We start from the raw sequence: 21,131 nt of genomic DNA on the forward strand, positions 1-21,131 counted from the left end.
CCGTAATTTGTCCTGGAGCATTCTGTTACACTCCGCCATATAGCAACATTTGCGAATGTATACTTTCTGACACTATCCAGAGGCACTTTTTCAGGCATAAAAAAACCGGTGGAGCATAACTCACACCGGTTTTGAACTTCTGCGTGGGCAGATTAGTTTTTAATACCCATAGTCTCTTTCAGCCATGCTTTAAATTCTTCACCCAGCGTGTTGTGACGAATACCGTATTCAACGAAAGCCTGCATATAACCGAGTTTATTACCACAGTCATGACTTTTGCCTTTCATGTGGTAGGCTTCGACGGTCTCTTTCTCGATCAGCATATCAATGCCATCTGTCAGCTGGATTTCATCACCTGCTCCCGGAGGGGTTTTCGCCAGCAGTGGCCAAATCTCTGCGCTCAGAACATAACGGCCTACAACCGCGAGGTTAGACGGCGCTACGTCAGCTTTTGGCTTCTCGACCACACCGACCATCGGCACGCTTTCGCCCGGCTTCAGATCAACGCCTTTACAGTCAACCACACCATACGCGGTCACATCTTCAACAGGCTCAACCATAATCTGGCTGCTGCCGGTTTCGTCAAAACGACGAATCATATCTGCAAGGTTGTCCTGAGAGAGGTCTGATTCGAACTCATCGAGGATAACGTCCGGCAGGATAACTGCAACAGGCTCGTCACCCACGACCGGATGCGCACACAGCACAGCGTGCCCCAGGCCCTTAGCCAGCCCCTGACGCACTTGCATGATTGTGACATGCGGAGGACAGATAGACTGAACTTCTTCCAGCAGCTGACGTTTAACACGTTTTTCCAGCATGGCTTCAAGTTCAAAACTGGTATCGAAATGGTTTTCGATAGAGTTTTTGGACGAATGAGTCACCAGCACAATTTCAGTAATGCCTGCAGCAATACATTCATTGACGACATACTGGATTAATGGCTTATCGACCAAAGGCAGCATTTCTTTCGGAATTGCCTTTGTTGCCGGTAGCATCCTGGTTCCTAATCCCGCTACCGGGATAACAGCCTTTGTGACTTTCGAATTTAGGGCAGCCATTGAAATCTCCTGAACTGTTCAAGTTTTGAACTTTTATGCATTGAATAACGCGTCGAGTATATCAGCCTCACTCTGTAAACCGGGTCTGAAAAGGGCGCGTTACCGATCAATTAGGATAAATACGTATCAAACTGGCAGTGATAGTAGCACTGCCTTTAAAACGGCGGTAAAGCTATCTGACGAATAAAACTCAATTGCTTATTCCGTGGACAACATTAAGCGCAAACGCCCACCGGCTCCCCAAATTTGGCACTGCCATGACAAACAGCGATGGCTTATTTGGTTAAGGTATGTCGAACCCATCGTCCCTAAAGGAACGCCGTTACTGACCTGAATATGATGTTCGCCAGTATTGAGCGTTGCGTTTAGACCCGCTGAGACCAGGATAAGATTTTTTAATTCACTATGGTAATAACCCACTAACAGTGGAAACTGCCCAGGCAAATTGGCCTGGCGAAAAAGATGGTTCACTTGTTTTAGCAATGAACCCAATTCAGGCAGTCGCTGTCCCTGATGTGAGAGTTGTTCCTGCAATAACCCATTGAATAATGCCCGCAATAATAGTGCAGCTAATACACCGTTATCACCTGCTCTCGTCACATCCAGGCAATAAAACGCCAAATCAACGTCGGACAACGGAGCGATATCAAGCACCAGACCGGGCTGATCTGCGGCAACCAGCTGGCGATAGTTAATTCTGCAATGCGATATATTTTGCTGAACCGGTGGCTGAAGTTCCTGTAAAAGCTTTGCGGCTGCATGAGGATTACTGACCAGCGCGTCCCAGTCCTGAAAAAGGCGCTCTTCTTCTTCGACGCGAGAATTAAACATATTTGGGTAGAGGCACGCAAAAACCGTTTCCCGCAGGCGATTTAAATCCTTGACGGGTTTTAACAACACATCCTGAACCCCCAGGCGTAGGGCTTTAGCGATATCGGCCATATTCTCGGTCGCGGAAATGACCAGAATCGGCATCTGGTCACCTTCATTGCGAAGGTGCTCTACCAGCTTGAGGCCGTTCATACGTGGCATAGCAATATCGCAAATCATCAGGTCCGGTGTGTTTTCGGTCATTTTTTCCAGCGCATCGACACCATCGACGGCCAGTACTGTTGTCGCACCCAGTGAGGTTAACCACGAATCCAGCAGCGAACGGAAAACGGGCTCGTCTTCAACTATCAGAATCTGTTTACCGGCCAATGGCTGCGTCATGGTCTCTCCCCTGGCAGTTGATAAGTCAATAGTGGCACGCTATTGGACCTGTCGCCTGTCAGAATTTGCTGAAGTCATCAAAAAGGGTGCTCAGGCTGTCGCCCGCACCAAAGGTAGCAGTTCGTCCATTTTTTTCTCGACCGCAAGTGCTCCGGCAGCGATGGCTGCATCTGCACGATGAAAGTCGAGCGTAGATATTTGCGGACAGAATGGCTGGATCAAGATGTCCGGAGGATCACCTGCCATTCGATTACGCTTCAGGCGATTCTCCAGCACCTGAATAGAGGTCGTCATGATCTCCATCGCCGTTGGCGCAGAGACCGTTTTACGCGTCGCCGCGCGACCTAAACGTTCGCGCAGACGCTCGTGCCAGGCCAGCTTTTCGCTGTCAGCTTCATCGTTGTGAAGATTTACCGGCATCAAGTCTTGCTGCATCAGATGGGCGTCGTGCTGCAAATCGACCGCAATGACAATATCCGCCCCCATCGCACGGGTGAGGGAAATCGGCACCGGATTGACCACACCGCCATCCACCAGCCAGTAGCCATTGTGAGGAACCGGCGCCATCAGGCCCGGCATACTGCAGGAGGCTCGCACGGCAAGATGGATATCACCTTCGGTGAACCATATTTCCCTGCCGGTACTGAGATTGGTTGCCACTGCGCCAAAAGGCATCTGGCAGAGATTGAAATCATTTGAAGGCATAATTTCGCGGAACTGGTTGAAAACGCGTTCCCCGCGCAGCAGTCCGCCGCGTTGCCATGAGAGGTCCATCAAACGAAGTACGTCCCAGTAACTGAAAGAGCGTACCCATTTTTCAAGCTCCGGCATTTTATCGCACGCATACGCAGCACCGACCAACGAGCCGATAGAGCAGCCTGCAACAATATCAACTTCGACACCGAGTCGTTTTAACGCGTTAATCACGCCAATATGTGACCAACCCCGGGCAGCACCTGAGCCCAGCGCCAGACCAATTTTTACCTTTCTCATCAGTCCTGTTTTACTTCCCCTGGATTCCCAACGTAGCATCATCGCTATCGCTCAGTTAACATAGTGCCACCTGGGCGTTTAAACGCCGTGACTTTTTTATTCCAGGAAGAGAATTGTGTCCCAACTCTGCCCCTGTGGTAGCGCAGTCGAGTATAGCCTATGTTGCCAGCGATATCTTTCTGGCAACCAGGTTGCACCCGATCCATCACACCTTATGCGCTCCCGGTATTCTGCTTTTGTGATCAAAGACGCAGACTACCTGATTAAGACCTGGCATCCCTCGTGCCACGCCGCTGACTTTCGTCAAGAAATTGAAGCCGGATTTGCCAATACACAATGGCTCGGCCTGACGCAATACGAGGTTGTCGCTGGCAGCACGCCAAACGAAGGTTTTGTCAGCTTCGTCGCCCGATTTATCGAGCACAATAAACCCGGCGCCATCATTGAGCGCTCGCGGTTCTTACTCGAAGGCGGACAGTGGTACTATATTGATGGTACTCGTCCGCAGTTTGGTCGTAATGACCCCTGCCCCTGCGGTTCAGGTAAAAAATTTAAAAAGTGTTGCGGGCAATAACGCCTGACCACCAATAACAAGCAAACACTCAACAGGATTTCCTCGCGATGCAATCATTACAACGCAAAATACTGCGTACCATTTGCCCTGACCAGAAGGGTCTGATCGCCCGTATCACCAACATTTGCTATAAGCATGAACTGAACATCGTGCAAAATAACGAGTTCGTGGATCACCGCACCGGTCGTTTCTTTATGCGTACTGAACTGGAGGGGATTTTCAACGATACCACCCTGCTCGCGGATCTTGACGGCGCGTTACCGGAAGGCTCCATTCGCGAACTGACTCCCGCCGGGCGTCGTAAAGTCGTGATTCTGGTCACCAAAGAAGCTCATTGTCTGGGCGATCTGCTGATGAAAGCCAACTATGGCGGGCTGGACGTTGAAATTGCCGCCGTTATCGGTAATCACGATACGCTGCGCACGCTGGTTGAGCGTTTTGATATTCCCTTCGAACTGGTAAGCCACGAAGGCCACACCCGCGAAGAGCATGACGATCTGATGGCGCAAGCCATTGAAGCGCACGATCCTGACTATGTGGTGCTGGCGAAGTACATGCGCGTGCTGACGCCATCGTTTGTTTCCCGCTTCCCGAATAAGATCATCAACATTCACCACTCATTCCTGCCGGCCTTCATTGGTGCACGTCCTTATCATCAGGCGTACGAGCGCGGCGTGAAGATTGTCGGCGCCACCGCCCACTACGTGAACGATAACCTGGATGAAGGCCCGATCATCATGCAGGACGTAATCCACGTCGATCATACCTATACCGCAGAAGATATGATGCGTGCCGGTCGTGACGTCGAGAAGAATGTATTGAGCCGCGCGCTGTATCAGGTGCTGGCCCAGCGCGTGTTCGTCTACGGCAACAGAACGATTATTCTTTAATCCTTTGTGAAATGAATTGATTAGCTTTGCGTCTTTACGCGTAAAAAGCAGTCAAACAGTTCGTTTTCATCAAAGGAATGCTTTACAGGGGCGCGTCATTTGATATGATGCGCCCCGCTTCCAGCAGGAAGCAGGCCAGTAAAAGCATTACCCCGTGGTGGGGTTCCCGAGCGGCCAAAGGGAGCAGACTGTAAATCTGCCGTCATCGACTTCGAAGGTTCGAATCCTTCCCCCACCACCATCTCAACGCTCAAGCATCATACCCCTGGCGGGGTTCCCGAGCGGCCAAAGGGAGCAGACTGTAAATCTGCCGTCATCGACTTCGAAGGTTCGAATCCTTCCCCCGCCACCATTTCTTAGACCAAATCCAATATCCCTGTTTGCACGCTATTCCATATTCCCATTGGGGAAGGATGAGAAGCTTCGACCAAGGTTCGATTCAAGCAAAGCGAGAAAGCGTTGCCGCAGGCAACGACCCGAAGGGCGAAGCGCAACGCGCTGAGTAATCCTTCCCCCGCCACCATTTCTTAGATTAAATCCAATATTCCTGTTCGCACGCTATTTCATATTCTCTATGGGGAAGGATGAGAAGCTTCGACCAAGGTTCGATTCGAGCGAAGCGAGAAAGCGTTGCCGTAGGCAACGACCCGAAGGGCGAAGCGCAATGCGCTGAGTAATCCTTCCCCCGCCACCATTTTTCAGTTCAAATCCCAAAACTCATAGTTAATAATCCGGCTTTCGCACACCTCTTTTCCCCGGTGTCGCTGCGCTTACCGGGGCTACAAAACCGAACTGCAAATCCGTAGGCCGGGTAAGGCAACGCCGCCACCCGGCAAAAAGGCGAAAAAAACCCTGCCGAAGCAGGGTTTGTTCATTTATAGCCGAATGACTCAGCGACGCGCGCGGACGATTTGATATCTGCGTGTCAGGTACTCGACCGGCACGCTCCAGATATGCACCAGGCGCGAGAACGGGAACAGGACGAACAACGTCATGCCCAACACCAGATGCATGCGGAAAATAAACGCCACCCCATCAAGATGCTCCGAAGCCCCGCCGTGGAACGTCACCACTGACTGTGCCCAACCGACCAGTTTCATCATCTCGCTGCCGTCCATATGTTGAGCAGAGAAAGGAATTGTCGCCAGACCCAGCGCGCACTGGATAACCAGCACCGACATCACCAGAATATCCGCCGCCGTTGTCGTTGCACGAATGCGCGGGCTGAAGAGACGGCGTTTAAGCAACAGCAGACCGCCCACCAGGCACATCAGGCCCGCAGCACCGCCGCCAAACATTGCCATCTTCTGTTTCACGTCCAGCGGCAGCCAGGCTTCATACATCCAGTGCGGCGTCAGCATCCCGAAGGCATGACCGGCGATCACACCGAGGATCCCGATGTGGAACAGGTTAGAGGCCAGGTTCATTCCTTTGCGATCCAGCATCTGGCTGGAGCCCGCACGCCAGGTGTACTGGCCGTAGTCGTAACGCAGCCAGCTGCCTACCAGGAACACAGTACCCGCAATGTACGGATAAATATCGAAGAAGAACATATTCAGGAAGTGCATTATTGCTGTCCTCCGTTAGAGATATTCAAATATTGCGGGGCGACAGCACCGGCAAAACGACGCTGGTGAGCAGAGATTTCTGACTCACCACAATTCTGGTCAGCAAAGAATTTCACCTGCTCTTCTTCCCAGACCGCATCCAGCGCCTGCGGGGTATCATCGCGCGCTTCGTCGGCGATTTTCTCGGCCACTTTGTCGCTATCTACCGCCGCATTCGCCAGTTTCACCAGCAGTTCGAACAGCACCGCATAGCAGCTTTCACGCTGTTTCAGACGCGCGCTCAGCAATGCGAGAATCGGCGCGATATCCTGCAAACCGCCCAGCGCCTCTTCACGCGGCAGCTGTGCCAGATATTCCAGGTACAGCGGCAGATGATCCGGCAGCTCGCGGCTATCTAATTGCAAGCCGTGCGCTTCGTACTGTGCCATCAGGTCAACCATCGCCTGACCGCGATCGCGGGACTCGCCGTGAACGTGTTCGAACAGCAGTAAAGAGGTTGCACGGCCCCGGTCAAACAGCTGGCTATAAGCCGACTGTACATCCAGTTGATCCTGAGTGAGTAAATCACGCAGGAAAATGCCTAACGCCTGCGCATCTTCTTTATCCAGATTTTCAGATGACGCGAGTGCATCGAAGAGTTCCTGCTGATGCTGCCACAGGGCAGCGTCAGGGTACTCCAGCAGACGCGAAACAATGACGAGTTCAATCATTGGTGCGGCTCCGTTTTGCTGGTCACATCCATCGCATCAATACGACGGCTGTTGAACAGGTTGAATTTGGTGTCTGAACCGTGGCAACCGTCGCCGAAGGTGAAGCCACAACCGCTTTTCTCCGGGAAGGCATCGCGAGCCTGCTCACGGTGGCTGCTTGGTACCACGAAACGATCTTCGTAGTTCGCAATCGCCAGGTAACGGTACATTTCCTGCGCCTGTGCTTCGCTCAAGCCCACCTCTTCCAGCGCGCTGGTGTCGATAACGCCATCAACGGTTTCCGCGCGTTTAAAGTGGCGCATCGCCAGCATACGTTTCAGGGCCAGCAGCACCGGCTGAGTGTCACCTGCAGTCAGCAGGTTCGCCAGGTACTGAACCGGGATACGCAGGCTTTCTACGTCCGGCAGAATCCCGTTGCTGCCCAGTTCACCCGCATCGGCGGCGGACTGAATTGGTGACAGCGGTGGCACATACCAGACCATCGGCAGCGTGCGATATTCCGGGTGCAGCGGCAGAGCAAGCTTCCAGTCCATCGCCATTTTGTAGACCGGAGATTGCTGCGCTGAGTCGATCACGCTCTGTGGAATACCGTCTTTCAGCGCCTGCTCAATCACTTTCGGATCGTTCGGATCGAGGAACACGTCCAGCTGACGCTGATAGAGATCTTTCTCGTTCTCGGTGCTCGCTGCGGTTTCAATCGCATCCGCGTCATACAGCAGCACGCCGAGGTAACGAATACGGCCTACGCAGCTTTCGGAACAGACGGTCGGCATACCCGCTTCGATACGCGGATAACAGAAGATGCATTTCTCGGACTTGCCGCTCTTCCAGTTGAAGTAGATCTTTTTGTACGGACAACCAGTGATGCACATACGCCAGCCACGGCACTTATCCTGATCGATAAGCACGATGCCGTCTTCTTCACGCTTGTAGATGGCTCCGCTCGGACAGGTCGCGACACACGCCGGGTTCAGGCAGTGTTCGCACAGACGCGGCAGGTACATCATGAAGGTGTTTTCGAACTGGCCGTACATCGCCTTCTGCATGTTTTCGAAGTTCTGATCTTTCGACAGTTTTTCGAACTCACCGCCGAGATCGTCTTCCCAGTTCGGCCCTTTGCTGATTTTGTCCATCCGCTGGCCGGTGATCAGCGAGCGCGGACGCGCAATCGGCTGATGCTTCCCTTCCGGTGCGTTGTGCAGGTTCTGGTAGTCAAAATCAAACGGCTCGTAGTAATCGTCGATGCCCGGCAGATGCGGGTTAGCGAAGATTTTACCCAGCAGCAGCGCTTTGTTACCCATGCGCGGCACCAGTTTGCCGTTGATCTTACGGATCCAGCCGCCCTTCCATTTTTCCTGATTTTCCCAGTCGGTCGGGAAGCCAGTGCCCGGCTTGGTTTCAACGTTGTTGAACCACGCGTATTCCGTACCTTCACGGCTGGTCCAGACATTTTTACAGGTGACCGAGCAGGTATGACAGCCGATGCATTTATCCAGATTCAGCACCATGCCGACTTGTGAACGAATTTTCATTTTACGCTCTCCTGTACCTGGTCATTACCTTCGCCATCTAACCAGTCAATATTCTTCATCTTACGCACCACCACGAACTCATCGCGGTTAGAGCCGACCGTACCGTAGTAGTTAAAGCTGTACGCCAGTTGCGCATAGCCACCGATCATGTGAGTCGGTTTCGGCGTGATACGCGTGACCGAGTTATGGATACCGCCGCGCTGCTGAGTAATCTCGGAACCCGGCAGGTTCACGATACGTTCCTGAGCGTGGTACATCATGGTCATTCCGGCAGGCACGCGCTGGCTGACAACCGCACGGGCAGTCAGTGCACCGTTGCTGTTGAATACTTCGATCCAGTCGTTATCCACGATCCCCAGATCTTTGGCATCCACTTCGCTCATCCAGACGATTGGCCCGCCGCGACCTAAGGTCAGCATCAGCAGGTTGTCGCTGTAGGTGGAGTGGATCCCCCACTTCTGGTGTGGCGTCAGGAAGTTAAGCGCTTTTTCCGGGTTACCATTGGATTTCTCGCCCATCACCTCTTTCACCGAACGGGTGTCAATTGGCGGACGGTAGACCAGCAGGCTTTCACCGAAATCACGCATCCACTGGTGATCCTGATACAGAGACTGACGACCGGTCAGGGTGCGCCACGGGATCAGCTCGTGAACGTTGGTATAGCCCGCGTTGTAAGACACATGTTCATCTTCCAGACCAGACCAGGTCGGGCTGGAGATAATTTTGCGCGGCTGGGCCTGAATATCGCGGAAGCGAATTTTCTCGTCTTCTTTGTTCAGCGCCAGATGCGTGTGGTCGCGACCGGTAAACTGGCTGAGCGCCGCCCAGGCTTTCACTGCCACCTGGCCGTTAGTTTCAGGGGCGAGAGTCAGGATCATCTCAGCCGCGTCAATCGCCGTGTTCAGCATCGGCTGGCCTTTGGCCGGGCCGTCAGCCTTGGTGTAATTGAGCTTACGCAGCAGATCCATTTCGCTCTGGGTGTTCCAGGCGATACCTTTCCCGCCGTTACCGATTTTCTCCATCAAGGGGCCGATAGAGGTAAAGCGCTCGTAGGTGGCTGGGTAATCGCGTTCCACCGGAATGATATGCGGTGCAGTGACGCCTGGAATCAGATCGCATTCGCCTTTTTTCCAGTCCTTCACGTCCAGCGGCTGCGCCAGTTCGGCGGCGGAGTCGTGCTGGATTGGCAGGGTCACGACGTCGGTTTCTACGCCAAGATGGCCCACGCAGACTTCGGAGAATTTCTTCGCGATGCCTTTGTAGATATCCCAGTCGCTTTTCGAATCCCACGCTGGGTCAACGGCGGCAGACAGCGGATGAATAAACGGATGCATATCCGAGGTATTCATGTCGTCTTTTTCGTACCAGGTCGCCGTCGGCAGCACGATGTCAGAGTACAGACAGGTACTGGACAGACGGAAGTCGAGCGTCACCACCAGATCCAGTTTCCCGTCGAGACCGTTGTCTTTCCACTCGACTTCTTCTGGCTTCACGCCGCCCTGTTTGCCCAGGTCTTTGCCCTGAATACCGTGGTCTGTACCCAACAGGTATTTGAGCATGTATTCGTGGCCTTTACCGGACGAGCCCAGCAGGTTCGAACGCCAGATGAACAGGTTACGCGGGTGGTTTTTGCCGTTTTCAGGCTGTTCCGCCGCAAAACGAATCGAGCCATCCTTCAGGGATTTCACGGTGTAATCCACCGGCGACATACCTGCTTTTTTCGCTTCTTCCGCGATGCGCAGCGGGTTGGTCCCCAGCTGTGGCGCAGACGGCAGCCAGCCCATGCGTTCAGCACGCACGTTGAAGTCGATCAGATGCCCGGTGTAGCGGGATTTATCCGCCATTGGCGACAGCAGTTCCTGCGCGGTGACGGTTTCGTAACGCCACTGGCTGGAGTGGTTGTAGAAATAGGAGGTGCTGTTCATATGACGCGCCGGACGCTGCCAGTCGAGACCAAACGCCAGCGGCTGCCAGCCGGTCTGCGGACGCAGTTTTTCCTGGCCTACATAGTGCGCCCAACCGCCGCCGCTCTGGCCGATACAACCGCAGAACACCAGCATGTTGATAAGACCGCGATAGTTCATATCGAGGTGATACCAGTGGTTCAGGCCCGCACCGACGATGATCATCGAACGACCGTGGGTTTTGTCTGCGTTCTCTGCAAACTCGCGGGCGATACGGGTGATTTGCGCGCGTGGCACACCGGTCACCTGCTCTGCCCACGCCGGGGTGTACGCTTTGATGTCGTCGTAGCTGGTCGCGCAGTTTTCGTCGTTCAGACCACGTTCCAGACCGTAGTTGGCCATCGTCAAATCGTAAACGGTGGTGACCAGCGCGGTCGAGCCGTCGGCCAGTTGCAGACGTTTTACCGGCAGTTTGTGCAGCAGGATATTTTCCAGCTCCACTTTCTTGAAGTGTTCAGAACCTTCGCCGCCGAAGTACGGGAAACCGACTTCCGCGATCTCATCCTGGCTGCCCAACATGCTAAGACGCAGCTCGGCCTCTTCGCCGGTGGTGCCATCGCGCTGTTCGAGATTCCACTTGCCTTTCTCGCCCCAACGGAAACCGATAGAGCCGTTCGGCGCGACCATATCACCATCGTTGGTGCAGGCGACCGTTTTCCATTCCGGGTTGTTTTCCTGGCCCAGCGCATCCACCAGATCCGCCGCACGCAGCATACGACCGGCAGCATAGTAGCCGTCGCGTTCTTCGAGCATCACCAGCATTGGCATGTCGGTATAACGACGCACGTAGTCGGTGAAGTACTGGCTTGGTTTATCCAGGTGGAATTCGCGTAGCATGACGTGGCCCATCGCCAGCGCCATCGCGGCATCGGTACCCTGCTTCGGCGCCAGCCACAGATCGCACAGCTTGGCGATTTCGGCGTAGTCCGGCGTAACGGCAACGGTTTTGGTGCCTTTGTAACGCACTTCAGTGAAGAAGTGGGCATCCGGGGTACGGGTCTGTGGAACGTTTGAGCCCCAGGCGATGATATAGCTGGAGTTGTACCAGTCAGCGGATTCAGGAACGTCGGTCTGCTCGCCCCAGGTCTGCGGAGACGCTGGCGGTAAGTCACAGTACCAGTCGTAGAAGCTCAGACAGGTGCCGCCGATGAGGGACAGGTAGCGCGCGCCGGACGCGTAGGAGACCATCGACATCGCCGGGATCGGCGAGAAGCCTGCCACGCGGTCCGGGCCGTAGGTTTTAACGGTGTAGACGTTAGACGCCGCAATCAGCTCATTCACTTCCTGCCAGGATGAACGGACAAATCCGCCGCGTCCACGCGCCTGCTTGAAGCTTTTCGCTTTATCCGCGTCTTCAATAATGGAGGCCCAGGCATCAACCGGATCGCTGTGCTGCACTTTCGCTTCGCGCCACATTTTCATCAGGCGTTTGCGCATCAGCGGGTATTTCAGGCGGTTGGCGCTGTACAGATACCAGGAGTAGCTCGCGCCACGCGGGCAGCCGCGCGGTTCGTGGTTTGGCATATCCGGGCGGGTACGCGGGTAGTCAGTCTGCTGCATTTCCCAGGTGACCAGACCATTCTTGACGAAGATCTTCCAGCTGCAGGAACCGGTGCAGTTTACACCGTGTGTAGAACGGACGACTTTATCGTGCTGCCAACGCTGACGGTATCCGTCTTCCCAGTCCCGGTTGGTTTCCAGAACCTGGCCGTGCCCATCGGCAAAAGTTTCGCCCTTCTGCTTGAAGTAGCGAAACCGGTCCAAAAATTTGCTCATCGGGTATCTCCTGTGTGGAGCCTGTGGCTCTCTAAATCGACATTGCTGATTTGCAGCGAAGGTAACGCTATGAAAGATGGCGGGAATTGATAACGATCAAGGCGAGCGGGCTCTTTTGCGCGAGGTATTAGAGCAAATACCACCAAAGCGGTATAAAAATCCATTTTTTAACTATATGTTTTTTATATGTATTTTTTATTTATCGTACAAAGAGCATGGCTTTATTTAACATCTTAGGTATTAAGGGGTAGATGTCCCTGCAAAGCGATGGCGATCACAGTGTTTCACCCTGCGCCAATATCAACTGACATAAAAGTATGTTGTAACTAAATGCAGAATAAAAAAACGCGGCCCGAAGGCCGCGTAAACGGATAATCAAACTTACTTATTTTTCTTAGTATTTCGGCCATACACCAGCCACGTAATAAATACGCAGGCGATGTAGAAGACGAGGAAGACTTTCATGGCACCTGCCGGGGAGCCGGTCAGCTCCAGGGAGATACCAAATGATTTTGGAATGAAGAAACCACCGATAGCGCCAATCGCTGAGATAAAGCCCAGCGCCGCAGCGGTATCTGTCGCCGCTTCACGCATTGCTTGTTCTTCGCTCCCGCCCTGCGCTTTCACACGATCGGTGGTCAGCTTACGGAAGATAACCGAGATCATCTGGAAGGTAGAAGCACTCCCCAGACCGGCCGTCAGGAACAGGCCCATGAAGACAGCGAAGAAGGCGATAAAGTTACCGCCCTGGCCGTTAGTCGGCAGAGTCAGGAACAGCAGCGCACAGAAAACGGCCATCATGATGAAGTTCACCAGTGTCACGCGGGTCCCGCCCAGACGGTCAGAAATCATCCCGCCGGTAGAGCGTGCCAGTGCACCGATAAACGGACCGAAGAAGGCGAAATGCAAAATCTGCACTTCCGGGAACTGGGTTTTTGACAGCATCGCGAACCCGGCAGAGAAACCGATAAACGAGCCGAACGTCGCCAGATACAGCAGCGCCATGATCCACAAGTGCGCACGTTTCAGAACCGGCAACTGCTCGCTCAGGGACGCTTTAGACGCCGACAGATCGTTCATAAAGAACCAGGCCGCCAGGGTGAATACCACCAGGAACGGAACCCAAATCCAGGCCGCGTTTTCCAGGAACAGTTTAGAACCATCGGCTTGTTCCACACCCGTTCCGCCAAACACCGCGAAGATAGACATGGAAATGGCCAGCGGTGCGATCAACTGCATTACGCTCACGCCCATGTTACCCAGGCCGCCGTTGATGCCCAGTGCGCCGCCCTGTTTTTGTTTCGGGAAGAAGAAGCTGATATTCGCCATGCTGGAAGCAAAGTTAGCCCCGGCAAAACCGCACAGCAATGCGATGGTCACGAACACGCTGAATGGCGTAGAGGTGTCCTGCACTGCAAAACCCAGCCACACGCAAGGGATGATCATGATACCGGTGCTGAACGCCGTCCAGCGACGACCGCCAAATAACGGAACCATAAATGCGTAAGGAACACGCAGCAAAGCGCCAGAAAGCGCCGGTAATGCCGTCAGCATAAACAGCTGATCGGTGGTAAAGGTAAAGCCCACTTTCGGCAAGTTCACTGCCACTGCACTAAACAGCATCCAGACACAGAATGCCAACAACAAACACGGAACAGAAATCCATAAATTACGACTTGCAACACGCTGGCCACGCTGTTTCCAGAACTCAGGATCTTCTGGATGCCATTCTGTTATAACAGCACCGGAAGCCCTTTCCTGGGCGGATGAGTGACTCATAGACACCTCTGATTATCGAAAGATGCTGCAAACATTAGGGTTTTAAGCAGGCGGTAAGTTGATATAAATCAAAGGAAAAGTTGACGGTTTGACGGACGAAAAATCGCCATCATCCTTAGTGAGTAGGGTTTTTCGGCAAAAAAGGTGTGGTTTTATAACGGTGCTGACGGTTTAAGGTGCGCCCCTCCCCCTGACTATTACCCCAGTGGCAATTTAGGGGTAATCCTTTGTTGGTATGGGTATACTCCAGGGGATGCATGAAAATAGCGCCATTCCTGGAGGCAGGCAAAATCAGGAGCCCGGCAAGCCCATGTTAAAACGACTCTTCTCCCCGCTGACGCTGGTTAATCAGCTGGCCCTTATTGTTATGCTGTCCACCGCGATTGGTGTGACCGGCATGGCGATCTCTGGTTGGCTGGTGCAGGGCGTACAGGGTAGCGCCCATGCCATCAACAAGGCAGGTTCCCTGCGCATGCAGAGTTATCGCCTGCTGGCAGCTGTCCCGCTGACGGCAGAAGACAAACCGTTGCTCGATGAGATGGAGCGTACCGCATTCAGCCCTGAACTGGAAATCGCCGCCCAGCGCGACGGTCAGACTAACCAGCTTAATGCGCTACAGGGTTACTGGCACAGTCGGCTGAAACCGGGCCTGCAACAGGCGCATAGCCCCGACACAGTCGCCGGTGACGTCGCCAGTTTTGTCGCCCGCATCGATACGCTGGTCTCCTCTTTCGACTCCTCGACCGAAATGCGCATTGAGCGCGTGGTGATGGTCCATCGGGTGATGGCGATTTTTATGGCGCTGCTGCTGGCCTTCACTATCGTCTGGCTCCGCGCCCGCCTGCTGCACCCCTGGAAACAACTGCTGGCCGTGGCCCGTGCGGTGACCCAGCGTGATTTCACCCAGCGGGCGAATATCAGCGGTCGCAATGAAATGGCGATGCTCGGCCAGGCCCTGAATGATATGTCCGGAGAACTCGCCGAAAGCTACGCGGTGCTGGAAAAACGGGTGCAGGAAAAAACCGCTGGTCTGGAGCAAAAGAACGAGATTCTCTCATTTCTGTGGCAGGCCAACCGCCGCCTGCATTCGCAAGTTCCGCTGTGCGAGCGTCTTTCACCGGTGCTTAACGGCCTGCAAAATCTGACGCTGCTGCACGATATCGAACTGCGCGTTTACGACGTCGAAGATGAAGAGAATCATCAGGAATTTACCTGTCAGTCAGACATGACCTGTGATGACAAGGGCTGTCACCTCTGTCCGCGCGGCTTGCCTGTAGCCGCCAGCAGTGGCACCACGCTGAAATGGCGCCTGACGGACAGCCACACCCAGTACGGCATTTTACTGGCGACGCTGCCGACTGGTCGTCATTTGAGTCACGATCAACAGCAGTTGGTCGACACCCTGGTGGAGCAGCTCACCGCGACCCTGGCGCTCGATCGTCATCAGGAAAAACAGCAACAGCTGATCGTCATGGAAGAGCGCGCAACCATTGCCCGCGAACTGCATGACTCAATCGCGCAGTCGCTCTCCTGTATCAAAATGCAGGTCAGCTGTCTGCAAATGCAGGACGACGCCCTGCCCGCCACCAGCAAACAGTTGTTGAGCCAGATTCGCAACGAGCTGAACACCTCATGGGTACAGCTGCGCGAACTGCTGACGACTTTCCGTTTGCAGCTCACCGAACCGGGTTTGCGCCCGGCATTAGAATCAAGCTGTCAGGAATTTAGCGCCCGACTGGGGTTCCCGGTGAAGCTGGATTACCAGCTCCCACCGCGTTTTGTCCCCTCTCATCAGGCCATTCATCTGTTGCAAATCGCCCGCGAAGCCCTGAGCAATGCGCTCAAACACGCCGATGCGACGGCGGTGACAGTGGCCGTCACCTGTCACGATAACCAGGTGAAACTGACGGTGCAGGATAACGGCTGCGGCGTGCCAGAAAACGCTGAACGAACCAACCACTATGGTTTAATTATTATGCGAGACCGCGCGCAAAGTCTGCGCGGGGATTGCCAGGTTCGCCGGGGAGAGTCTGGCGGCACTGAAGTCGTAGTGACCTTTATTCCCGAAAAGCCTCTAATCACTTCCCAAGGAGAAAACCATGACTAATCAGGAAGCGGCAACCATCCTGTTAATCGACGATCATCCGATGCTGCGCACCGGCGTTAAACAACTTGTCAGCATGGCGGCAGATATTACCGTGGTGGGAGAAGCCAGCAACGGGGAACAGGGTATTGAACTTGCCGAGTCACTCGATCCTGATTTGATCCTGCTCGATCTCAATATGCCGGGCATGAACGGCCTGGAAACGCTGGATAAGCTGCGCGAAAAATCTCTCTCCGGGCGCATCGTGGTGTTTAGCGTGTCCAACCATGAAGAAGATGTGGTCACCGCGCTGAAACGCGGCGCAGACGGGTATCTGCTCAAAGATATGGAACCGGAAGATCTACTGAAAGCCCTGCAACAGGCCGCCGCTGGTGAAATGGTCCTGAGCGAAGCCTTAACGCCGGTACTCGCCGCCAGTCTGCGTGCCAACCGCGCCACCTCTGACCGCGATGTGACTCAGTTAACCCCGCGCGAGCGCGATATCCTGAAGTTGATTGCCCAGGGACTGCCGAACAAAATGATCGCCCGTCGTCTGGATATCACCGAAAGCACGGTCAAAGTTCACGTCAAACACATGCTCAAGAAGATGAAGCTCAAATCTCGCGTTGAAGCGGCCGTTTGGGTTCACCAGGAGCGTATTTTCTAATTCATTCGTCCGGCAGCAGTTTCCATCTCGGATCGTCATCAGGCACCGCCATCAGCGGCTGCGACAGAGAGAGCGTGATCTCATTGGAAGAGACACGCTGCCCGTCTTCATCCTCGACCACCACCGACAGCCGCCAGCGGTTCGTTGCGCCTTCACTTGCATCCCAGGCGGGCATAATCACGCTCCAGCCCTCGCTGCTTTTCGCATCAGGCGGCGAAGTCAAACTTAACGCCTGCGTATCGCCCTGCCAGTGAAGTTGTCTCACTCCGTGCGTGCTGCGAATTTGCAGTTTCAGATTGACGGTATCACCCGAATGTAAATTCCACGGCGGCGTCGCCAGATACACCGACAGCGTTTTGCGCTGGCGGAACTCCATCACCGGAAGATTTGCGCGATTCGGTGAGTCATAGCGGCTCCCGCGCAGGGAGCGCGTGGCGGCCACTTCATCCGATGACAACTGCTTTTTCAGCGGGACGCCAAAACGGTAGTTGAGTTTCATGCCGAGGTTATTCTGGCTGACGCCGCTTTCCCCCTGCTTGTGTGCCGCAGAAAACGTCAACAACGGTACCGGCGTATAATCCAGCCCAAGATTGACCGCCATTGGGTTGTGATACCCAGTGCCGCTACGAAACAGATCAACGCTATCGCCAAAATATTGCTCAAAGCTGACGCTGGTATTCAGATGCTGAAAATAGGGTAGCCAGGCTTTCGCGGTCACGTCGTATCCTCGCGCCATCCGCTGTTCCTGCACGTCAGAGCTGTCGCGCCAGCTGGCAAACGGCTGATAATAATTTGCCGACAAACGCAGATTTTCGCCCCACGCTTCGGCACCCAGCCCGGCTCGCTGGAGATTTTCATCCAGCAGATTATCGTAAAAGGTGTTGTATCCGAGCAGCCATTTTCCGGCAACCCAGCGCTGACCAATTCCGGCGTTGCTCACCAGACCGTCGGTTTGCTGCGTCAGCCCCAGCTGGCTCCAGCTCAGATAACGATTGTTGTCCTGCCAGGGGATGAACCATCGCCCGCTGCTGCCAGTAAATTTCCCGTCGTCATCCACCAGCAAATCGACGCTGGCATTCCCCCACGGCGAAAGCCAGGATTCAATCTGTTGATTGACTTCCCCGCTGACGGCGTCGCGCACCTGACCAAACGCAAACTGACGCGCCTGCTCCCCTGTCGTCAGACCGTTGTCAGTCATACTGGCTTCACCAAAAGCTTTCACCATCTCTGCCAGATGTTTTTCACTTTCGCCGGTTGGTTTGGCTAAACCGAGGTCCGGCAGGCCATCACCATTGTTATCAAAGGGATTTCGCGCCTGCTGTTCAAAAGAACCGGGCGCAGCACAAACGGCTCCAGCCGGAATAAGCAGGAGCAACAACAGAGAACGAAGGTGAGGTAAAGCCATCATTAAGGTCGTAACTGTGATCCAGATCGCATGTCTATACAGCTGTAACCTTAACGCGTTCTGGAAGTTTTTGCAGCCCAAAGGGGAATTTCAGGAATATCCTGAAGCAACTTTGTATTCTTCCTCGCCAGCGCGGTAGCATAGGCAACAGATATTTTTCCCGCCTTGCTATCTACAGGAGTGAACATGCAAAAAATCGTGATCGTCGCCAACGGAGCGGCCTATGGAAGTGAATCCCTGTTTAACAGCCTGCGTCTTGCCATCGCTCTGCGCGATCAGGATAGCGAACTGGATCTGCGACTGTTTTTAATGTCAGATGCCGTCACCGCCGGGCTGAAAGGACAAAAACCCGCCGAGGGGTATAATATTCAGCAGATGCTGGAAATCCTCACCGCGCAGAACGTCCCGGTGAAGCTATGTAAAACCTGCACCGACGGACGCGGGATCACTCCCCTGCCGCTGATCGAGGGGGTTGAAATCGGTACTCTGGTTGAGCTGGCCCAGTGGACTCTTTCCGCCGACAAAGTATTAGCTTTTTAATAATAAAACCGTAAACATATTTTTTACTTATGGACGCGGTTGCACCATCAAGTTCCTGCTCGAGTTGCCGATACGCACCTTAAGCCAACTCAGCAGGTATTCAGCATATGTTAAGGTCAATCCGTGCCCGTATCATCGCCGCGACGACAGGTTGTCTGGTCGTCGCCCTTCTTCTTAATACCGTCATTAATTTCCAGGTCACACGTCAGGATAACCAGCAATCGCAACGCGATATTCTGGCCAGTACCAGCGCCAGTCATAATCTCGCCATTGCCGACTGGGTCAACAGCAAATTAACGGTCATTGCCTCTGCGCAATCTGTGGCCCTGAGCGACGACCCGGTTCCGGTATTTAAACAGCTGGCACAAGCGGGTGGTTTCACCAACGTCTACGTCGGCTACGCCAGCAAAACGGCGAAATTCTCCGATCCGGCGGGCGTGCCAGCGGATTACGATCCGACCGTGCGCCCGTGGTATCAGCAGGTAGTCAGCGCCGATGCGCCGGTGGTCACTGCCCCGTATGTCGATGCTGGCACCGGTAAGCTGGTCGTGACGTTTGCTGTGCCGGTAAAAGAAAACGGTGCACTGAAAGCAGTGGTCGCCGGAGATGTGGCGATGGACAGCGTGGTGGCTAACGTGCGTGGTATTCACCCGACGCCCGCCAGCAGTGGTCTGCTGATTGACAGCGACGGTACGGTAATTGCCGCCAACGATCCGGCGCTGACGCTCAAACCCTTTGCAGAAGCGATCAATGGCGTTGATATTAACGAGCTGAAAAAAGGCCACGAAATCGACGGTACATTGGGCGGAGTGGAGAAAACCTTTGTCGCCACACCGGTGGCAGGCACGCACTGGCTGCTTATCGTGGCGCTCGACAGTAACGACGCCACCTCCGGGATGCGTTCCTTGTTGAAAGCATCTGCTTTGTCGCTGATCATTCTGGTGCTGCTGAGCGGCGCAATTGTCCACTTCACCATTGCACGCCTGCTGAAACGTCTGTCGAATATTCGCGACGCGATGCACGCCATCGCCAACGGCACCAACGATTTATCGCAGCGTCTGCCGGATAACGGCCAGGACGAAGTGGCAGAAATTGCCCAGGCCTTTAACGCCTTTAGCGACAAACTCTCGACGGTGATGGTGCAGTTACGCGACGCCAGCTCCTCGGTCAAAAATGCCGCGCGCGAAATTGCCGCAGGCAACCAGGATCTGTCGGGCCGTACCGAGCAGGCGGCTTCCAGCCTGCGCGAAACCGCCAGCGCCGTGGAGCAGATCACCGCCTCTGTCACTCAGTCCACCGAATCGGCGGCGGAAGCTAACGATCAGGCAAGCAAAGCCTCGGCAGCGGCCTCACGCGGGGGTGAAGTGGTTTCTCAGGCCATCAGTACCATGCAATCCATTGAAGTGGCGTCGGCTAAAATCGGTGATATCACCAGCGTCATTGACGGAATTGCCTTCCAGACTAATATCCTGGCGCTGAACGCAGCGGTAGAAGCGGCCCGTGCGGGTGAGCAAGGTCGCGGATTTGCGGTAGTCGCCGGGGAAGTACGCAGTCTGGCAAGTCGCAGCGCACAGGCGGCCAAGGAGATCAAAACGCTGATCGATTCAACCGCCGACAGCGTGGCGACCGGTTCGCGGTATGTACATCTGGCCGGTGAAAGCATGGATGAGATCCGCTCGACTATCGGCAGCGTGTCCGGGATCATGCGTGAAATCACCATCGCGACCAGCGAACAGATGAAAGGCATTCACGAGATCAACCACGCCGTAACGCATCTTGACCGTATGGTGCAGCAAAACGCCGAACTGGTCGTGGAATCCGCCGCTGCGGCGAGCGCTCTGCAAAGCCAGGCGGGCGACCTTGCTGAAACGGCGGGGCATTTCCGCATATAATTTTAGTGTGGCGCGTATTGGCCTGTTCAAATACGCGCCAGCTGAACCCTTTCAGGCATTTTGTCATTTTTGTTTAAACGTTATGCCATTTTTTGATCAAAATCAGCATCCTCTCCCTTCCCCTTTGGTGTTATGCCATGAGTGAATTGTGAACAACATCACGCTCAGGATTAACCGCAGGGAGCGCGTTTTTCGGGACAACGGGGTAAAAAATGGCACTGGTAAAAACAAGTTTGAAACTGTTTGGCGGGGATACGGTAGTCGTGCGCTGCTCTGAGCGCTGCCATATTCATCTGATGAGTGCGAAAGCGCAGAAGTCGTCGCAGGCGGATATTCTTAGCGTACAGAACAAAGACAATGCGTGGTTAACCGTGCCTTACACTGGCACCTGGGATGTGTTGATTGACAGCCACAGCCAGTCGCTTGAGCACTCTGTCAGCTACGTCGCTGCCTGAAAAAGCTGCCTGGCGGCATTGCGTTTGCAC

General features: G+C 54.3%; 16 protein-coding genes, 2 tRNA genes and 2 other RNA genes. 11 read left to right on the forward strand and 9 right to left on the reverse strand.

The window, feature by feature from the left end:
* Positions 1–152: 152 nt before the first annotated feature.
* The 3 genes from galU to rssA all read right to left on the reverse strand — a co-directional run bounded on the left by galU (position 153) and on the right by rssA (position 3,266).
* On the reverse strand, positions 153–1,061 hold the full coding sequence (gene galU / locus C3708_RS02405) for a UTP--glucose-1-phosphate uridylyltransferase GalU (RefSeq protein WP_103946011.1): 909 nt from the start codon (positions 1,059–1,061) through the stop codon (positions 153–155).
* A 198-nt stretch (positions 1,062–1,259) separates the two neighbouring features.
* Entirely contained in the window at positions 1,260–2,273 is a 1,014-nt protein-coding gene (gene rssB, locus C3708_RS02410) for a two-component system response regulator RssB (RefSeq protein WP_095282255.1), read from the reverse strand.
* A 90-nt stretch (positions 2,274–2,363) separates the two neighbouring features.
* Positions 2,364–3,266: a patatin-like phospholipase RssA gene (gene rssA / locus C3708_RS02415; RefSeq protein ID WP_095282256.1), complete on the reverse strand. Its 903-nt coding sequence runs from the start codon at positions 3,264–3,266 to the stop codon at positions 2,364–2,366.
* A gap of 115 nt (positions 3,267–3,381) precedes the next feature.
* Here rssA and C3708_RS02420 point away from each other — a divergent pair, with 115 nt between their 5' ends.
* The 6 genes from C3708_RS02420 (at position 3,382) to C3708_RS02445 (ending at position 5,424) form a co-directional block, all read left to right on the forward strand.
* Complete coding sequence (locus C3708_RS02420; RefSeq protein WP_103949337.1) at positions 3,382–3,840, forward strand: YchJ family protein; 459 nt, start codon at positions 3,382–3,384, stop codon at positions 3,838–3,840.
* 47 nt (positions 3,841–3,887) lie between these two features.
* Complete coding sequence (purU, locus tag C3708_RS02425; RefSeq protein ID WP_103949338.1) at positions 3,888–4,730, forward strand: formyltetrahydrofolate deformylase; 843 nt, start codon at positions 3,888–3,890, stop codon at positions 4,728–4,730.
* 156 nt (positions 4,731–4,886) lie between these two features.
* Positions 4,887–4,971 (forward strand) — tRNA-Tyr (locus tag C3708_RS02430).
* A 26-nt stretch (positions 4,972–4,997) separates the two neighbouring features.
* Positions 4,998–5,082: transfer RNA gene (locus tag C3708_RS02435), tRNA-Tyr, on the forward strand.
* A 40-nt stretch (positions 5,083–5,122) separates the two neighbouring features.
* A non-coding RNA gene (locus C3708_RS02440) (RtT sRNA) lies at positions 5,123–5,253 on the forward strand.
* A 40-nt stretch (positions 5,254–5,293) separates the two neighbouring features.
* A non-coding RNA gene (locus C3708_RS02445) (RtT sRNA) lies at positions 5,294–5,424 on the forward strand.
* A gap of 196 nt (positions 5,425–5,620) precedes the next feature.
* On the opposite strand, the gene narI is transcribed toward C3708_RS02445, so the two are convergent.
* The 5 genes from narI to C3708_RS02470 all read right to left on the reverse strand — a co-directional run bounded on the left by narI (position 5,621) and on the right by C3708_RS02470 (position 14,059).
* Entirely contained in the window at positions 5,621–6,298 is a 678-nt protein-coding gene (narI, locus tag C3708_RS02450; protein ID WP_095282259.1) for a respiratory nitrate reductase subunit gamma, read from the reverse strand.
* The gene (narJ, locus tag C3708_RS02455) at positions 6,298–7,008 is read right to left on the reverse strand and encodes a nitrate reductase molybdenum cofactor assembly chaperone (RefSeq protein WP_103949339.1); all 711 of its coding nucleotides are present in this window, start codon (positions 7,006–7,008) and stop codon (positions 6,298–6,300) included. Before narJ ends, narI begins: the two co-directional genes overlap by 1 nt.
* Complete coding sequence (gene narH / locus C3708_RS02460; RefSeq protein ID WP_095282261.1) at positions 7,005–8,540, reverse strand: nitrate reductase subunit beta; 1,536 nt, start codon at positions 8,538–8,540, stop codon at positions 7,005–7,007. The genes narJ and narH overlap by 4 nt, the downstream gene beginning before the upstream one ends.
* Positions 8,537–12,280: a nitrate reductase subunit alpha gene (locus C3708_RS02465; RefSeq protein WP_103949340.1), complete on the reverse strand. Its 3,744-nt coding sequence runs from the start codon at positions 12,278–12,280 to the stop codon at positions 8,537–8,539. The genes narH and C3708_RS02465 overlap by 4 nt, the downstream gene beginning before the upstream one ends.
* Before the next feature lie 381 nt (positions 12,281–12,661).
* On the reverse strand, positions 12,662–14,059 hold the full coding sequence (locus C3708_RS02470; RefSeq protein WP_095282263.1) for a NarK family nitrate/nitrite MFS transporter: 1,398 nt from the start codon (positions 14,057–14,059) through the stop codon (positions 12,662–12,664).
* Between the two features lie 310 nt (positions 14,060–14,369).
* Here C3708_RS02470 and narX point away from each other — a divergent pair, with 310 nt between their 5' ends.
* Positions 14,370–16,166 carry a nitrate/nitrite two-component system sensor histidine kinase NarX gene (narX, locus tag C3708_RS02475; protein WP_103946018.1) on the forward strand — a complete coding sequence of 599 codons (1,797 nt, stop codon included), beginning with the start codon at positions 14,370–14,372 and terminating at the stop codon, positions 16,164–16,166.
* Positions 16,159–16,809: a two-component system response regulator NarL gene (gene narL / locus C3708_RS02480; protein ID WP_095282265.1), complete on the forward strand. Its 651-nt coding sequence runs from the start codon at positions 16,159–16,161 to the stop codon at positions 16,807–16,809. Before narX ends, narL begins: the two co-directional genes overlap by 8 nt.
* A 1-nt stretch (position 16,810) precedes the next feature.
* On the opposite strand, the gene C3708_RS02485 is transcribed toward narL, so the two are convergent.
* On the reverse strand, positions 16,811–18,217 hold the full coding sequence (locus C3708_RS02485) for a YchO/YchP family invasin (protein WP_103949341.1): 1,407 nt from the start codon (positions 18,215–18,217) through the stop codon (positions 16,811–16,813).
* A 183-nt stretch (positions 18,218–18,400) separates the two neighbouring features.
* On the opposite strand from C3708_RS02485, the gene C3708_RS02490 reads away from it, so the two are divergent.
* The 3 genes from C3708_RS02490 to C3708_RS02500 all read left to right on the forward strand — a co-directional run bounded on the left by C3708_RS02490 (position 18,401) and on the right by C3708_RS02500 (position 21,101).
* Positions 18,401–18,754 (forward strand): DsrE/DsrF/TusD sulfur relay family protein, encoded by a 354-nt coding sequence (locus C3708_RS02490; RefSeq protein ID WP_103949342.1) that lies wholly within the window; start codon positions 18,401–18,403, stop codon positions 18,752–18,754.
* A gap of 107 nt (positions 18,755–18,861) precedes the next feature.
* Entirely contained in the window at positions 18,862–20,646 is a 1,785-nt protein-coding gene (locus C3708_RS02495; RefSeq protein WP_095282268.1) for a methyl-accepting chemotaxis protein, read from the forward strand.
* A gap of 212 nt (positions 20,647–20,858) precedes the next feature.
* Positions 20,859–21,101 carry a DUF1883 domain-containing protein gene (locus C3708_RS02500; protein WP_100779919.1) on the forward strand — a complete coding sequence of 81 codons (243 nt, stop codon included), beginning with the start codon at positions 20,859–20,861 and terminating at the stop codon, positions 21,099–21,101.
* Positions 21,102–21,131 lie beyond the last annotated feature (30 nt).

It is taken from the genome of Lelliottia sp. 7254-16 (assembly GCF_002922995.1).
Lineage (GTDB): Bacteria > Pseudomonadota > Gammaproteobacteria > Enterobacterales > Enterobacteriaceae > Enterobacter > Enterobacter jeotgali.

Bases quoted from the DNA above. Each gene is read 5' to 3' on its own strand.
- galU (WP_103946011.1), bottom strand. From the start codon at position 1,061: ATGGCTGCCCTAAATTCGAAAGTCACAAAGGCTGTTATCCCGGTAGCG.
- rssB (WP_095282255.1), bottom strand. From the start codon at position 2,273: ATGACGCAGCCATTGGCCGGTAAACAGATTCTGATAGTTGAAGACGAG.
- rssA (WP_095282256.1), bottom strand. From the start codon at position 3,266: ATGAGAAAGGTAAAAATTGGTCTGGCGCTGGGCTCAGGTGCTGCCCGG.
- purU (WP_103949338.1), top strand. From the start codon at position 3,888: ATGCAATCATTACAACGCAAAATACTGCGTACCATTTGCCCTGACCAG.
- narI (WP_095282259.1), bottom strand. From the start codon at position 6,298: ATGCACTTCCTGAATATGTTCTTCTTCGATATTTATCCGTACATTGCG.
- narJ (WP_103949339.1), bottom strand. From the start codon at position 7,008: ATGATTGAACTCGTCATTGTTTCGCGTCTGCTGGAGTACCCTGACGCT.
- narH (WP_095282261.1), bottom strand. From the start codon at position 8,540: ATGAAAATTCGTTCACAAGTCGGCATGGTGCTGAATCTGGATAAATGC.
- C3708_RS02465 (WP_103949340.1), bottom strand. From the start codon at position 12,280: ATGAGCAAATTTTTGGACCGGTTTCGCTACTTCAAGCAGAAGGGCGAA.
- C3708_RS02470 (WP_095282263.1), bottom strand. From the start codon at position 14,059: ATGAGTCACTCATCCGCCCAGGAAAGGGCTTCCGGTGCTGTTATAACA.
- narX (WP_103946018.1), top strand. From the start codon at position 14,370: ATGTTAAAACGACTCTTCTCCCCGCTGACGCTGGTTAATCAGCTGGCC.
- narL (WP_095282265.1), top strand. From the start codon at position 16,159: ATGACTAATCAGGAAGCGGCAACCATCCTGTTAATCGACGATCATCCG.
- C3708_RS02485 (WP_103949341.1), bottom strand. From the start codon at position 18,217: ATGATGGCTTTACCTCACCTTCGTTCTCTGTTGTTGCTCCTGCTTATT.
- C3708_RS02490 (WP_103949342.1), top strand. From the start codon at position 18,401: ATGCAAAAAATCGTGATCGTCGCCAACGGAGCGGCCTATGGAAGTGAA.
- C3708_RS02495 (WP_095282268.1), top strand. From the start codon at position 18,862: ATGTTAAGGTCAATCCGTGCCCGTATCATCGCCGCGACGACAGGTTGT.
- C3708_RS02500 (WP_100779919.1), top strand. From the start codon at position 20,859: ATGGCACTGGTAAAAACAAGTTTGAAACTGTTTGGCGGGGATACGGTA.